The 17,100-nt window shown below is 33.6% G+C and carries 9 protein-coding genes; 8 read left to right on the forward strand and 1 reads right to left on the reverse strand.

Going from position 1 to position 17,100, the window contains the following annotated elements; translation table 11 throughout:
- The first annotated feature begins 244 nt into the window (after nucleotides 1-244).
- Nucleotides 245-3,184 carry a triple tyrosine motif-containing protein gene (locus FNW17_RS12130; RefSeq protein ID WP_144071764.1) on the forward strand — a complete coding sequence of 980 codons (2,940 nt, stop codon included), beginning with the start codon at nucleotides 245-247 and terminating at the stop codon, nucleotides 3,182-3,184.
- Nucleotides 3,185-3,216: 32 nt separating this feature from the next.
- On the opposite strand, the gene FNW17_RS12135 is transcribed toward FNW17_RS12130, so the two are convergent.
- Nucleotides 3,217-6,942, reverse strand: coding sequence for a PAS domain S-box protein (locus tag FNW17_RS12135; protein ID WP_143389329.1), 3,726 nt, complete (start codon nucleotides 6,940-6,942; stop codon nucleotides 3,217-3,219).
- A 172-nt stretch (nucleotides 6,943-7,114) separates the two neighbouring features.
- On the opposite strand from FNW17_RS12135, the gene FNW17_RS12140 reads away from it, so the two are divergent.
- The 7 genes from FNW17_RS12140 (at nucleotide 7,115) to FNW17_RS12170 (ending at nucleotide 15,901) form a co-directional block, all read left to right on the forward strand.
- On the forward strand, nucleotides 7,115-8,428 hold the full coding sequence (locus FNW17_RS12140) for a TolC family protein (protein ID WP_144071765.1): 1,314 nt from the start codon (nucleotides 7,115-7,117) through the stop codon (nucleotides 8,426-8,428).
- 239 nt (nucleotides 8,429-8,667) lie between these two features.
- Nucleotides 8,668-9,747 (forward strand): efflux RND transporter periplasmic adaptor subunit, encoded by a 1,080-nt coding sequence (locus tag FNW17_RS12145; protein WP_144071766.1) that lies wholly within the window; start codon nucleotides 8,668-8,670, stop codon nucleotides 9,745-9,747.
- Nucleotides 9,748-9,854: 107 nt separating this feature from the next.
- Nucleotides 9,855-13,130, forward strand: a complete 3,276-nt coding sequence (locus FNW17_RS12150; protein ID WP_144071767.1) for an efflux RND transporter permease subunit — start codon at nucleotides 9,855-9,857, stop codon at nucleotides 13,128-13,130.
- 174 nt (nucleotides 13,131-13,304) lie between these two features.
- Nucleotides 13,305-13,613, forward strand: a complete 309-nt coding sequence (locus tag FNW17_RS12155) for a hypothetical protein (protein ID WP_144071768.1) — start codon at nucleotides 13,305-13,307, stop codon at nucleotides 13,611-13,613.
- A gap of 85 nt (nucleotides 13,614-13,698) precedes the next feature.
- Entirely contained in the window at nucleotides 13,699-13,884 is a 186-nt protein-coding gene (locus tag FNW17_RS12160; protein ID WP_143389334.1) for a YgaP family membrane protein, read from the forward strand.
- Nucleotides 13,885-14,346: 462 nt separating this feature from the next.
- Nucleotides 14,347-15,327, forward strand: a complete 981-nt coding sequence (locus FNW17_RS12165; protein ID WP_144071769.1) for a T9SS type A sorting domain-containing protein — start codon at nucleotides 14,347-14,349, stop codon at nucleotides 15,325-15,327.
- A gap of 58 nt (nucleotides 15,328-15,385) precedes the next feature.
- A complete protein-coding gene (locus FNW17_RS12170) occupies nucleotides 15,386-15,901 on the forward strand; it encodes a hypothetical protein (RefSeq protein ID WP_144071770.1) in 516 nt (171 codons plus the stop codon).
- Nucleotides 15,902-17,100: the final 1,199 nt, after the last annotated feature.

Consider the following 17,100-nt stretch of genomic DNA (forward strand, 5'->3'; position numbering starts at 1 on the left):
TTGTTTTTTATTAAAATTCAAACGAAATAAATAGCAATACCATAATTGACATTACAATATTAGTTTTAGTTTAGCTACATCGTTGTAATTTCACTACACTTGAATTACGCTAATTCTATAATTGACTACGGAATAATTACTTTTATTATTTTAAGATATTGTTAAACAGCGTTTTAATTTAAATTTTAACTGTCGAAATAGCCGATAAAAAATGATTACTTTTGTTTTATTATAAAAAAATACAATGATTGCATTAAACATTAAAAAGATAATTCACTTGTGGTATAAAATTTATTCTTCAAGAATAGTATTTAGTATTGGTTTACTCTATACCTCAATTGTCTTTTGCCAAACAAAAACCATCCCGAATCAAAGTCAAACTAATTTAGGTATACCAAAAATTGTTCATTACAATAGAACAGATTTTAAAGCTGATCCTCAGTTTTGGACTATGTGTGAAAACAACGACGGTACATTAATTTTTGGTAATAATGACGGTGCGCTAATTTATGATGGTGAACATTGGAAAAAAGTTTTTCTTCCTAATAATTCTTCCGTACGGAGTTTGGTTAAAACTAAAGAAGGGAAAATATATGCTGGAGGTTATAACGAATTTGGAACTTTACAAAAAAACAAGTTTGGAAATTATTTTTACAAATCGTTACTGTCAGAGTATCATTTAGAAAATAAAAATATTGAAAATCTTTGGCAAGTACATCAATTTAACAAACTGATAATCTATAGATCATTTACGGAACTTATAGTTATTAACGGAAGTGAAATTTCTCAACTTCCTGCTAATAAATCATTTGTTTATTCTGAGAAAGTAAATGATACTTATTTTGTACAAGATTCAGGTTTTGGGATTTATAAATTGAATGTTAAAACAATGACACTTCAACTTGTATTTGAAGAAATATCTTTTTTAAATGGAGAAATAGCTTCTATTCTTCCTACTTCGGATGTAAATACAGTAACAATTATTTCAAGATCAGGGAATGTGTTTAAGGGAAATATAAACACCAAAACAATCAAAAAAAAATACAATCTTTTTGAGAATTCAAAAAAAGACCAAGTAACTTTTGGATTACTTGACAATAATGGCGATTATTTATTAGGAACTAGAAGTTCTAAAATAATTAAAATTACAAAAGCAGGTGCCATTCAAAAAGAGGCTACTACTTTTTCTGGGCTTTCAAATGCAACCATCCATTTTCTATATCAAACCAAAAATCACAATACGTGGGTACTACCCAATAATGGATTGAATTTTTTAGATTACAAACCCCCTTTTGTTTCTATTTTTGACCAAGCCTCTATCTATGATATAGTTATAAAAGATAAAGTTATATATACAGCCACCAATAATGGTGTTTATTTTTCAAGTAATAATAGTAGTTATGATTTTAAAAAAATTGAAGATTTACAAGGTCAAACTTGGGCAATTCAAAATTTTGAAGGCACTTTAATGATTTCACACGATACAGGTCTTTATGAGTTGACCAATGGTAACGTTAAAAAAATTGGTAAAGAAGCTGGATTTTGGAAATTAACAAAAATAAAAGATAGCCCAGGATTATATCTGGGGTCCAATTACAACGGCTTGTTTCTTGTAGAAAAAAAGAACAACCAATGGAATATAAAGCATAAAATAACTGGTTTTGATGAATCTACAAGAGATTTATTAGCCGATTATGAACCCAATACGTATTGGATTTGCCACGGCTACAAAGGGGTGTATAGAATCCATATTAACAATGATTATTCTCGAGTGGATATTGTTGATCATTTTACAAATAAAAATGGATTCAAATCACCCTATAACATAAATGTTTTTAACTGGAATGCTAAAATTGTTTTTACAACTAATACTGGAATCTATTTTTACAATACTACCACCAATAGGTTTGAACCTTTTGAACCTTTAAACAAACTTTTTGATCCTTCAAAAAATATTCGAAAAATACTTCAATCTCCAGATAGAACATGGTTTATTCAAGATGATGAGGCTGGTTATTTTTTATCCAAAAATCAACAATTAAACATCGATTTATTTCTTAATTTAAAAGGAAGTTTTAACCGAGGAATGGAATGTATCTATCCTTTATCCAATAATAAAGTTTTATTTGGAACTAATTCTGGGATTTTTCAATATAATTTAGACCAAAGTCAAAACAATCAAATCTATCCCACATTAATCAATCAAATAACCTATTCTCACAATCAAAAAACAGAATTTGTAGAAATTAATTCTACTAAAAAAGATATAGATTTACCCAACAAAACCGATATATTGCGCTTTGAGTTTTCTGCTCCAAAAATGCTGTCAAGCACTGAAACTAATTATAGCTATAAACTTGAAAATGTCGATGAAAATTGGTCTCCATGGCAAAATACTGCTTTTAAAGAATATACTCATCTAAGACCTGGGAACTATATTTTTATTGTAAAAAGCAGAAATTTAGCTGGGATTATAGGCATAGAAACAAAATTTAAATTTTCAATTTTACCTATATGGTATCAAACTAATCTTGCCTATTTATTATATTTAATAGGTCTATTTTTCTTTATTAGATACATCATAACTTATGTTAAAAAGAAAATAGCATATGAACGTCTTAAATCAAAAGTTGAAATAAAAAAGACACAACAACTTTTAGAATTAGAGCTTGAAAGATTAAATCTAAAACATGATAAAGAGGTTATAAGTAAAGACAAATTAAATTTAGAAGTTGATATTATCGATAAAAGCAAAGAATTAGCCAATTATACCCTTTTACTTAGCCAGAAAAAAAACATATTTGGTGAGTTGCAAGACGACCTAAAACAATTGAGAGAACTTCTAAAAAGTGATGAATCAAGAAGAAAAATAACCGAAATCTTCCAAAAGCTGAATCAACATCGAATAGGCGAAGAATTTATGGAGATTTTTGATGTTAATTTTGAAAAAATAAATCAAGAATTTTTCGAAAAACTCAAGATAATTGATCCTTCATTAACCAAACGTGAACTTCGTCTTTGTGCTTTTATCAAAATGGATTTAACTAATAAAGAAATATCTCCATTATTAAACATTTCTATTAGAGGCGTTGAAACTGCAAGATATAAAATCAGAAAAAAATTAAAACTTTCTCATGATGAAAACTTTATTTATTTTTTAGAAGACTTGAATAAGGATAAGTAGTCGTATTTAGAAGTTTAAAAACAAATTAAAAATCATTTATTCAGCCATTTATTCAGAATCTGCTTTAAGTCTTCTCTAATAATTGGTTTTGGTAAATAATCATTCATTCCAGAAGCTAAACACTTTTCTTTGTCTCCAGCCATTATTCCTGCTGTCAATGCTATTATTGGAATTGTCTCGGAATCTTTTAATTTTCTAATTTCCTCAACAGCCTCATAACCATTTTTATTTGGCATTTGAATATCCATCAGGATAAGATTTGGTTTTACCATAATGTATTTTTCTATGGCTTCATTTCCATCTTTGGCAACGTAAATAGTAGCATTAGGAATTATGGCTTTCACCAGTTTTTTTGCCAAAAGCATATTAATACTATTGTCCTCCACAATTAAAATCTTTTTATCACTATGGACTATTTCGGGAATACTATTTTTATCTTTTGCGGTATTCGTTTGGCTAGACTCTATATTTTTTCTATGATTCGATTTTCTAAATTTAATAATGAAGAAAAAATTGCTTCCTTCGCCATAATGGCTTATTAATTCCAACTTACTGTTCATTAGGGCTAAAAGATTATTTGAAATGGCCAAGCCTAAACCTGTACCACCAAATTTTCGATTTGTGGAATTGTCTTCCTGCATAAAAGATTTAAATATTCTTTCATTGTTAGTTTCTTTGATCCCTATACCGGTATCTTTTACAGAGAACATAATGGTTGACCTTTTTTTATCTGGCACACCAATTTCATTGATGTCTAATCGGATTTCTCCAAAACCTGTAAACTTAATGGCATTGCTTAATAGATTTACTAGTACTTGTTTTATTCTCACATAATCTCCCAGTACATATTGAGGTACTTTTTGATCAATACTTAATGATAATTCTATGTTTTTTTTATCAGACTGATATTTAAATAAATCAACGATATAATTGGATAGTTTAAACAGATTTATTTCCTCTATATTTAATTCTAATTTTCCGGATTCGATTTTGGAAAAATCCAATACATCGTTGACAATGTGCATCAATAAATTGGCTGATTCATTGACGGTAGCCATGTATATTGCCTGATTTTTTTTTAGATTTGATTCCATCAATAAATGGGTAAACCCAATTATTCCGTTCAATGGTGTTCTAATTTCGTGGCTCATATTAGCTAAGAAATCGGTTTTGGCTTTATTGGCTGCTTCGGCTAATTCTTTGGCTTTTATTAATTCGGTTTCCATCAACTTAAGCTCTGTGATATTAGTTATTGTACCAATAAAACTAAGTACTTTATTTTCGTTATTTATTTCAGGAATTGATTGACCTAATACCCAGACAATTGAACCATCAGGGTGAACGAAACGAAATTCATGAGCCGATTTTGTTTTTTTTGCTACCGAATTCTCCCATTCACTAACTACAGAATCTAAATCCTCCTTATGTATCGCGTCAACCCATTTACCTTTTAATACGTCCTGCAAAGACACTCCTGCAATTTCAGACCAACGTGTATTGACATAGGTTATCTTACCTGTTTCATCAGAACGAAAAATTCCTACCGGCGATACTTCAGTAAGTGTGTGATACCGGTTTTCGCTTTCAAAAACTGCTTCTTCTGCTTTTTTACGCAAACTTTCTTTTTCAAAATTCTCTAACGCAAAAGCTACATCGCCTGTTGCTTCTTCTACTAATGCAATCTCTTCGGCATCAAAAAAGTTTTTCTCGTCTGAATAAAAAGTTATTACTCCAAATACTTTTGCGAATTTTATTATTGGGGCGGCCATTAAAGAAAGATATCCTCTACTTAAAGCTTCTTCTCTCGATGACACTGTACTGGAATCATTTTCAATATCATTGCAAATGATACTTTTGCCTTCTTGAATTGCTGCTGAAGTTGCATCTTCTTGCTGAAAATAGCCTAATGAAGTTGTATTAATTGTTGAAAAATAACTTTTATCATCGCCACCAAGCATTCTGGGAATTACCTTTTTAGTCTCTGGATCAATCACGCCAATACAAACCAACTTAAACTTTCCTAGGTTAACAGCAATGTCACAAGTTTCTTTGAACAGCGTTTCTACATCAGTGGTGCGAACAATCATCTGGTTTATTTGGCTGATAAATAAGTAAAGTCGATTTGCTTTAATGATTTTTTTCTCTGATAAAACTTGTTTGGTTACATCTTTTAGATTAGTAATTATCCCTCTAATTTCAGGAACATCAAGCATATTATTGATAAAACCCTTCATCCAAATGTAATGTCCTTCTTTATGTTTTACTCTTATTAAAACAGAAAAAGGGCGTCCAGGATTATTCATTACTTTTTGCATTGTGTTTTGCAACTCCTCAAGATCATCAGGATGAATGTATTCTTTAGTAGAAACTTTTTCAAACTCTTGATGATTCCACCCAGTTATTCGTGTAGCAGATGCACTGCGAAAAATGGTGTTTAAATTTTCGTCTATCAAAGAAATAATTCCATCATTATTTTCTAACAAGGCCCGAAAATGCTTTTCATTTTGGGCAATTTTGTCTATCGCCTTTTTACTTTCGGTAATGTCTTTTGCAAAACCCAAAAACCTGTTTTCGGACAATTTTACGGCTTCTACTGACAACCATCTCGTTTCTCCATTCTTATGAATGGCCTTAATTTCTTTTTTTGCTATTCCATTATCTAAAAGATTTTGGAATTCCTCAAGGTAGTCTTCTACAGATTCTAAAGAAGACAAATCCCCAAACTTCATTGTCAAGAGTTCCTCTTTAGAATAACCTGTCAATAAGGTTGCTGAAGGATTTACATCCAAATAATTTCCTTTTTCATCCAAGACAAAAACGCCGTCCGGTGCATTATCTATGTAATGCTTAAACTTGGCATTACTATCTTCTTTTACTTTTTTTAATTTACGAGCAACTTCAGCTTGTTTTTTTAATTTAAGAATTTCTCTGAGTTGTTTTTTTTCTGTAACATCTTGAGTATTGCCTCTTAAAGCAATTACAGTTCCTTTTTCATCGATAATAGGATAAACAATTGCGTGAACCCATTTTGATTTATCCTTATTAATGATTGCACATTGCTCTACTTCAAATGGATTTTTATCAATTTTACATTCCTTTATTTTATTTAAGAACAAGGCAACATCAGATTTTGAAAACCGATTTACATATTCCTGATATAAATCTTGATTGTCCATTTTCTCTAATTCATAAATCGAATACAATTCGTTCGACCAAATCATTTTACGACTTTCAAAATTGTACTCCCAACTACCAATTTTGGAAATTTTCTGTGCATTCTCATGTAGTTTTTTACTTTCTAATAAATCTACTTGTGTATTTGTAATAGCAGTAATATCTCGTCCGATCGCATAAATGGTTTCTTTTGAAATATCCATACTCGTTGTCCATTGGATAAAAACGATTTCTCCATTTTTTTTGACCAGTCTGTTTTCAAAATTTATTGATGAAATCCCTTGCGATAACTTTTCAAACTCATTTTTAGATTTCTCCAAATCATCCGAATGAATAAAAGTAATAAGGGGGTTAGTAAGTAAATCCTCTTTTGAATACCCTAATGTTTTAATAAAGACTGGATTTATTTCTTTATAAAAACCGTCTGTTCCAGCTTTACAAATTAGATCTAATGATTCATTAAAATAGAAATTTAAATTTGTTTCAGATTTTTTACTATTATGTAAACGAATAATTTCTGACTCTTGGTCCTTAGTTTTTTGAAGTAATTCTTCGTAAGTCAGTTTTTTATCTATAGATTTCATATAGAAAATCAAAAATTTATATGGATTGTAAATATATTAATTATTAAGTTAGTATTAGAAGTATCCATTATTAAATTAATTTCTAATTATTTCTTTTATTCAATTGTAACACTTGTTACTGAACAAAAAATTTTGCCAATATATCTTTGCCCCATAATCAAGAACAATCATTATGAGGAACATCAATTTTATACTAATTATCGGCAGCCTTTCGGTTTCGGTTTTGGGTTTTGGGCAAGATACCTTGACGATTTCCAAAAAAGAGATTGGGCAAAAAGCCAACAACAAAAACCTGCAACTCCAGATTGCAAATCAAGCGTTCAAATCGGCACAAGCGGATTACCGACAATCCAACGCCTTGTTTTTGCCTAGTATTACCGCTTCGCACACCGCAATTTCAACCACAAATCCTTTGATGGCTTTTGGTTCTAAATTGAATCAGGAGGTTTTATCAGCTTCGGATTTTAATCCCGCTTTGTTGAACAATCCATCGGCGACTCAAAATTATGCTACCAAAATTGAGGTGTTACAACCGCTTATCAATATAGATGGATTGTATGGAAGACAAGCCGCCAAATCCAAAATGGAGGCGTTTCAATTACAAACCGAACGCACGGGAGAATATTTGGCATTAGAAGTCAACAAATCTTTTATGCAATTGCAGTTGGCCTACAAAGCCGTTCAGGTTTTGGGAAAAGCAATCAAAACGGCGGAAGCCAATTTGATACTAATTGAGAATTATTTTAAACAAGGAATCCTTCAAAAAACGGATTTATTATCAGTTCAAGTTCGTGTCAACGAAATCAAAAACCAGTTGCAATACGCCAAAAGCAACGTGCAAAACGCTTCCGATTATTTGGCTTTTCTTTTAAACGAAGACTATACTAATAAAGTGTATAAACCATTGGAAGAGTTGGATAATACCATTGCTATTTCAAGTAGCAATACAATACTTTCGGGTAATAGAAAAGACATTCTGGCAATGGACAAATCATCCGAAGCCTACGCCAAAATGTGGCAATCGAGCAAGATGAATTTATTGCCGACATTGAATGCTTTTGGAAGCTACGAATTGTACGACGACACGCTTTTTGGAACCAATGCACAAGGGTATTTGTTGGGCGCGCAATTGTCTTGGAAAGTTTTTGACGGTTACAAATCCATTGGGAAAATGGAAAAAGCCAAAGCCGAATATCAAAAATCGGTAGTGGAAAATCAACAATACAAATCGCAAAGCCAACTGGAACTCAACAAAACGAATCGCCAGTTGAAAGATGCCGAAAACAAAGTAAATTTAGAAAAATTAGGCTTGGAACAATCTCGTGAAGCTTATAGAATTCGTAGCAATCGATTCAAACAAGGTCTAGAAAAAACAACCGATTTATTACAATCAGAAACTCAAATGTTTCAGAAGGAATTGCAGTTGTTGCAAGCCGTTTTCGAGTATGATTTTACACAGGAATATTTACAATTTTTAGCAAAATAAATAAAAATTTTAAACGCATAGAATCATAGAAAAAAAGAGTTGGATAGCCCAATTGCTTCGCCTGTTCGCTATCGCTCGGGTCTTGGGCTCACATAGCTATGATTTGCTATCATAAAGTGAAACGCCTTTCAAAATTAAAACGAACTATGTTTCTATGCGTTTAAAAAAATACAAGTTTAATTGTCCTCAAAAGAGGAGTGAATACATAAAAGAAAAAACAACTAATTAAAGTTATCAATATGAAAAAAATAATAGCCATTCTTTCCATTTCCGCAATTGTATTGACTTCTTGTGGAGGAGACAAAAAAGAACAGATTAAGGCAGAACCAGCCATTGCTGTGAAAGTTAGCGGAGTTACTGAAAACACCGAAGGCGGATTTATAACAGCCAGCGGAAAAATTGAAGCCGAAGAATCAGCCAATTTGAGCACCCGAATGATGGGTTATGTGACCAAAATTCACGTAAAAGTGGGACAAAAAGTAGGAGCAGGGCAATTGTTGGTCAGCATTAACAACACCGATTTGCTGGCCAAAAAAGCACAAGTGGACGCCAGTATTTTACAAGCCATAGCGGGTTATAACAACACCAAAAAAGATTACGATCGTTTCGTGAATTTGTTCAAACAACAATCGGCTTCCCAAAAAGAACTGGACGATATGACCGCTCGTTACGAAATGTCAAAAGCAGGATTGGAAGGCGCCAAACAAATGCGAAATGAAGTCCTAGCGCAGTTTTCATATTCGAATATCACGGCTCCATTTTCGGGAACGGTAACCAATACTTTCGTGAAAGAAGGCGATATGGCGAATCCGGGAATGCCGTTGTTGAGCCTAGAAGGTGCAACTCGTTTGCAAGTAACTGCAATGGTTTCTGAAAATGATATTGCAAGTATCAAAAAAGGAATGGCCGTGAAAGTTTTGGTTAAATCGTCTAACAAAACGCTTAACGGAAAAGTAAGCGAAGTAAGTGTATCGGCAACGAATACCGGTGGACAATATTTGGTAAAAGTGAATTTAGACAAAACCGATTCGTCTGTATTGTCAGGAATGTTTGTCAACGTAAAATTTCCAATTGCTAATAAAAATCAAGTTTCAAAAAGTGAAATGGTTTTAATTCCAGTTGCAGCTTTGGTAAAACAAGGTCAATTGACAGGAATTTACACGATAGGAACAGGAAATATCGCCATTTTGCGATGGTTGCGAATTGGTAAAAACTTTGGCAATCAAGTGGAAGTTTTATCGGGATTGTCTTCGAACGAGCATTATATTATTTCTGCAGAAGGGAAGTTGTATAATGGAACTTTGGTCAGTATTCAGTAAAGAGTAGTGTTCAGTGGTAGATAGCAGATTTCAGGTGGCAGTTTAAACAATTTTAAACAACCTTAAACCCTAAACTAAAAACAATTAAACCTTAAACAAAAAATAAAATGCAAGAAGGTATTTCAGGTAAAATAGCCCATTTTTTCATCAATTCGAAATTGACCATTTTGTTGATGGTGGCTTTGATGATTATTGGAGTATACAGTTCGTTTCTGATTCCGAGGGAAGAAGAACCGCAAATTAATGTTCCGATGGCCGATGTAATGGTGGGTTATCCAGGAGCAAGTCCGACGGAAGTAGAAAGCCGTGTAGCGAAACCATTGGAGAAAATAATTTCGAACATCAAAGGCGTGGAGCACGTGCATACGATGGCAATGAATGGTCAAGCAATGTTGATAGTCCAGTTTTATGTGGGACAGGACGTGGAGCGTTCCTATGTGAAATTGTATGACGAATTGGCGAAACACGAAGATATGTTTCCAAAAGGCGTGTACAAACCCATCGTGAAAACTCGATCGATTGACGATGTGCCGATGTTGGGATTGACGCTTTGGAGTGAAACCCAAGATGATTTTCAGTTGCGCCAGATTGCCGAAGAAGTGACTTCGGAGATTGAGAAAGTGAAAGATGTGGCAATTACCAAAGAAATTGGTGGCAGCAACCGCGAACTGAAAGTGATTTTAGACAAAGATAAAATGGCCGAAAACGGTGTGGATGCTTTGGGAATTATGCAAATGATTCAAGCCAATAACGGAAGTTCACAATCGGGTAGTTTTGTGCAAAATGACCAAGAATATTTGGTTACCACAGGACAATTTTTATCGAATGCCGAGGATGTAGAAAACTTGGTAGTTGGTGTAAACAAGAATTTACCCGTTTATTTAAAACAAGTGGCGAAAGTACAAGATGGACCTTCTACAGCCAGAAGTTATGTGTCTTTTGGCTATGGCAAAGCCAATGAAAAATTCAAGACAGCCAAATCCGAATATCCAGCCGTAACGATTTCTATAGGAAAAGTGAAAGGAGCGGATGCGATGAAAATTTCAGAGAAAATTATTGATAAAGTTGCCCATTTAAAGAAAAATTTAATTCCAGATGACGTTCACGTTGAAGTGACTCGAAATTATGGAGAAACCGCTTCGCACAAAGTGGGCGAGTTGTTGCTACACTTGGGCATTGCGATTATTGCCGTAACTATTTTGGTGATTTTGGCAATGGGTTGGAGAGGCGGATTGGTCGTGTTTTTCTCCGTTCCGTTGACGTTTGCCTTGACCTTGTTTGCGTATTATTTATTGGGTTACACCTTGAATAGAATTACGCTTTTTGCTTTGGTTTTCGTGGTGGGAATCGTTGTTGATGACAGTATCATTATAGCTGAAAATATGCACCGCCATTTCAAGATGAAGCGACTGCCATTCAAACAAGCAGCGATTTACGCCATCAATGAAGTAGGAAATCCAACGATTTTGGCAACATTCACCGTTATTGCGGCTATTCTGCCAATGGCGTTTGTGTCGGGAATGATGGGGCCTTATATGAGTCCGATGCCAATTGGTGCATCGATTGCGATGCTGTTGTCTCTGTTTGTGGCTTTGACCGTGACACCTTATTTGGGGTATCATTTGCTTCAAGAAACCCACAACAAAGAAAGTCTTTCTTCAACTAAAATTAAAAAGTGGGTTCCTGACGACCAAAATTTAAATAACATTTCGGAAGAAAAAGACGAGCAACAACACAAACACGAAGAGGGAATGGAAACCAGTTTTATTTATAAAATCTACAACAAACTGGAACGACCATTATTGGAAAGCAGTTCGAAAAGAAGAATCCTTTTGGCTGTAACCGTGGTTTTATTATTTGGTTCGGTTTTGATGTTTTTCACCAAATCGGTGGTGGTGAAAATGTTGCCTTTTGACGACAAAAACGAATTTCAAGTCGTGATTGATATGCCCGAAGGAACGACTTTGGAACGCACTACAGCCGTAACCAAAGAAATCGCACAATATCTTTCGACCAAACCCGAAGTGGTGAATTACCAAAATTATATTGGAACATCAGCGCCAATTACTTTCAACGGATTAGTGCGTCATTACGATATGCGTGGTGGAAGTAATATGGCGGACATACAAGTGAATTTGTTACAAAAAGAAGACCGTGATTTACAAAGTCACGACATCGCCAAAGCTATGCGTCCCGATATTCAAAAGATTGCTAAGAAATATGGCGCGAATGTGAAAATTATTGAAGTTCCGCCAGGACCTCCAGTTTTATCAACTTTGGTTGCCGAGATTTATGGACCTAATTACAAGGAACAAATCAAAGTGGCGAATCAGGTAAAAACGATTTTGCAAAACACTTCGGATATTGTGGATATCGATTGGATGGTAGAGGACAATCAAACGGAATACAAACTGGAAGTGGACAAAGAAAAAGCAATGCTCAACGGAATTGCTCCACAACAAGTTGTTGGAAATTTGACCTATCTGTTGAAAGAATATCCTGTTTCTAATTTGTATGACGAGAATTCGTATGATAATGTGGGCATCGTGCTTTCACTTGACGACAAGGACAAAACGAGTTTGCAAGACATTCAAAGCCTGAAAATCAAAGGTAGTCAAGGGAATATGATTCCGGTGAGTGATTTGGTGAAAGTAGTTCGTGATACGTTGCAAAAAACCATTTACAGAAAAGACCAAAAACGCGTGGTTTATGTAACGGCGGATATGGCTGGAGCGTTGGAAAGTCCCGTATATGCAATTCTTGGAATGAATGAAAAATTAGCCAAAATGAATGTGCCAAAAGGCTATAAAGTTAACGAATTGTATATGGAACAACCTACGGACGAAAGCGATTTTACCGTGAAATGGGATGGCGAATGGCAAATCACGTTGGAAGTTTTCCGTGATTTGGGAGTTGCCTTTTTGGTGGTAATCGTGATAATTTATATGCTAATTGTGGGTTGGTTTCAAAACTTCAAAACGCCGATGGTGATGATGTTGGCGATTCCACTTTCGTTAATTGGGATTGTGTTTGGACATTGGTTGTTGAGTGCTTATTTCACGGCAACTTCGTTTATTGGAATGATAGCTTTGGCAGGAGTAATGGTTCGAAATTCGGTTTTACTGATAGACTTTATTGAAATCCGACTCAACGAAGGCATTCCTTTGAAGCAAGCGATTATCGAAGCCGGAGCAGTGCGAACTACGCCTATTTTATTGACGACAGGAGCGGTGGTTATTGGAGCATCGATTATCTTATTTGATCCAATTTTTCAAGGATTGGCTATTTCATTAGTGTTTGGAGCGGTAGTTTCTACGGTATTGACCTTGCTTGTAGTACCAGTTATCTATTACATTACGGAAAGAAAAAAATGGGAGAAATAAAAAATAATTTTTAAACACATAGAAACAAAGGCTTTAATAGTATTGATTAGACTCTTTGCTTAAGATAGTTAACATAGTGCTATGTGTAAAAATGTATTTTCTAAAACATTCTAATTTGCAATAATGAATTCTATGTTTCTATGTGTTTAAATTAATCAAATAAACTTAAAAAATATGAAATTACTATTAATAACCGCAGTCACAGAATTTGAAAAAGACATCAAACAAATACTTAAAAAATCTCAAGTTAAATCCTTCTCTTACAAAGATGTAAAAGGATTTAAAGACAATTCCGAAGACGCTTTGGAAGCCAATTGGTTTGCTACCAATATGCAAGAAACGGAATCGGTTTTGTTTTATGCCTTTGTAAAAGAAGATAAAGTAGATGGGCTTTTCAATAGGGTTAAAAAGTTTAATATCGAACAAATTTCAAAATCAAATATTCATTTAGCAGTGCTGAACATCGAAAGATGTAGTAACTAAATTATTTATTAATTAAAAAAAGAGGACGAGATTAGCATAAGCTCAGTTCGCTGCGCTCGAGTGGTTCGTGCCTCGCAATGACATTATGAAAAACAGAATCGTAAGAGCTATCGCTGGAATTTTCATCCTGATTAGCTTGTTATTAGCTATTTATATCAACCAAAATTGGTTGTGGTTTACCGCTTTTGTGGGAGCCAATTTGTTGCAATCCTCCATCACCAAATGGTGTTTGATGGACGATATTTTGACAAAACTAGGAGTAAAAGATTAAATTTGTTGTTCTAACTTTGTTTGCAAAAAGAGGATGTTTTTGATAGGCATCCTCTTTTTATATAATAGATTATTTATTTAATGTTTAGTTACTTAATATTATTTTTATTTAAACTTCCATTTTGAAATATTTTACTAAAATTATAACAATTTTTCGTTTTTTTTTAATTTAATAAAAAGAATGATTTTGAATTATTTTCAATAAAAATATATTTTTATTGATTTTATTTTTAATGATAACAAAGTTAAAACTTGACTATTAAATAGGAAACGCGTACTTAGTCGGACAAATACTCTTTTAAACAGATTGTTTTTTTATATCGGTTAAACAAATATAATTTTGCCAAAAAAAAAAAAAAAACGAATGTTAAAAAAATACTCAATTGACTTTTATCTAATATATTTAAAAGAAAATTCTTATTTATTTGATAGTTTTGTTTATGCTTCATCATTGAATTTTTTTATGATATTTCTACAAAAAATAAAATTATTTCACCCCTATATTTTATTTCTAATTTGTTTTGTTTTATTAAATCCGTTACAAGCACAAGTTCAAAATGATGGCGATCTCTATATTGGCGATAGCAGCGTCCTTTATGCCGGTTCTAATGGTTTTAATTTTGGTCTGGGTTCTAATACAATTACTAGCAGAACAAAATTAGATTATGGAGTGTTGTCTTTTTCTAATGGAGCCAGCTGGAACGGAGCCGACGACTTGCATTTTGTAGATGGGTATGCTCAAACTCAAAGTAACACTGCTTTTATATTACCGATAGGGCAATCTGGAGTTTATGCCCCAATTCAAGTCACCCCGTCAACTTCTGAAGCAGTTGATGCTGCTTATTTTAGATCAGCACCTAAGACAATTGGCAGTACTTTGGACAACTCAATTACATCAATATCTTCGGTTGAATACTGGGATATAGTAAGTACTGGAGTAAATGCTAGCATTTCACTAAGTTGGAGACCTTCAAGTGCTATTTCAGATTTAACATCATCTTCACTACCTAATTTAACTATTGTAGGCTGGAACGGTTCTAAATGGGTGCTTATACCTTCAATAGTGGATGATTATTCTATACAAGGTGAAATTAGTAGTTTGGTTTCCGGATCTATTAGTTCAAATGCAGCAGTAGATTTATCGGCTTATTCAGCTTTTTCATTGGGTACTACAACGAAACAATTGCTGGTTCCTAAATTTAATAAAGTAGAATTACTGGTTTACTTAAATAATGACAGATTATTTATTGAAGCTTCACTCCCCATAACGGCTTTGTTTATTTATGATATAATGGGCAAAAAAATATTTTCGGAACGTATAAATGGGAATCTCAAATACGATAAGCCTTTCCATCTTGCGGATGGAGTATACATAACGAAAATTGAATTAAATAATGGTACTTCCCTTTTTACAAAAAAATTAATTAATAAAAATAAATTTTAGATTTTTTCAAATCGCTCTTAAATAAATGAAAATATATAATTATTTAATATTATTAATTATGCTGCAATCTGGTTTTGTAGTTGCTCAAACAGGTATTGGCACCAAAAAACCTGATGAATCATCAGTATTAGATATCTATTCAAATAATAAGGGATTGTTGATTCCTAGAATGAGTACAAAAGAACGGAATTTAATCAAAAATCCTGCTAATGCTTTAATACTATATAATACTACTCTGCAAGCAATCGAAATTAATATAGGAACAAAATCAAATCCTATTTGGGTTTTAGTAGGTGATAATGGTGGTCTTACAGCAATTAATAATCTTTCTTCAGGTGCTATTTTTGTTGGTAATAATAATGGCATTGCCAAAGAGGTTCAAGTTTCTGGCGAAGTACTTCTTAGTAATTTAGGAGTGACTAGTATCAATAATGCTGCTGTTATTTCGAAAACACTTACGGGATATCAAAGTGGTGCTGGTAAAATAACTTCTACTGATAATATTGTTCAAGCCATTCAAAAATTAGACGGTAATCAATCGGTCAATGCAATTGTAACAATATCTAATGATTAAAATCTTCTTGCCAGTGATTACACCATTTTATGTGATAATGAAATGAGATCCTTCACAATTAATTTACCAGTGGTAAGCAGCTGTCCGGGTAAAGTATATGTTATTAATAAAATAGATGAAACTTCGAATAAATTAAATATAAATCCACCAATACAATTATCAAAAAAAAATACTGTTTCTCAACTGAATTACCCTAAGTCATTTAAGATACAATCAGACGGAAAAGTCTGGTATATTATCAATTAACCTAATTAAAAAACAAAAAAAACAAGATGAACTACAAAACTATTTCAAGAATTATAATAGTACTTATACTATTTGTTTTCTCACTTACAGATGCTTCTGCTCAAGTTGTGCAAAAAATTGGAACTAATTCGTTTACAATTAATCCAAAGGCAGTATTAGAATTAGAAAGCACAACCAAAGGTTTTTTACCTCCTCGAATGACTACTACTGATCTGACAAATATGGGAACGACGCTTCCAGCAGGTTTGATTGTTTATGTAACGAATGCTGTTGTACCAGGTTTACAAATTTGGGATGGAACGAAATGGGTTGTCTTTGTAGATACTGCGGCATTGGCTTTAAAGGCAGACGCAACAGCATTGACAGCTGAAGTTACAAGAGCAATAAATGCAGAGTCAACTGCTTTAGCAACAGCAGGAGCAGATGCTTCAACTAAAGCAAATGCAGCTCAAGCAGCAGCAATTACGGCAGCAGCAACTGACGCTTCAACAAAAGCAAATGCAGCACAAGCAGCAGCAATTACGGCAGCAGCAACTGATGCAACAACAAAAGCAAACGCAGCTCAAGCAGCAGCAATTGCGGCAGCAGCAACTGATGCTTCAACAAAAGCCGATGCAGCTCAAGCAGCAGCAATTACTACATCAGCAACTGATGCTTCAACAAAAGCAAATGCAGCACAAGCAGCAGCAATTACGTCAGCAGCAACTGATGCAACAACAAAAGCAAACGCAGCTCAAGCAGCAGCAATTGCGGCAGCAGCAACTGATGCTTCAACAAAAGCCGATGCAGCTCAAGCAGCAGCAATTACTACATCAGCAACTGATGCTTCAACAAAAGCAAATGCAGCTCAAGCAGCAGCAATTACGGCAGCAGCAACTGATGCTTCAACAAAAGCAAATGCAGCTCAAGCAGCAGCAATTACGGCAGCAGCAACTGATGCTTCAACAAAAGCC

Source organism: Flavobacterium franklandianum (assembly GCF_007097365.1).
GTDB classification, from domain to species: Bacteria; Bacteroidota; Bacteroidia; order Flavobacteriales; family Flavobacteriaceae; genus Flavobacterium; species Flavobacterium franklandianum.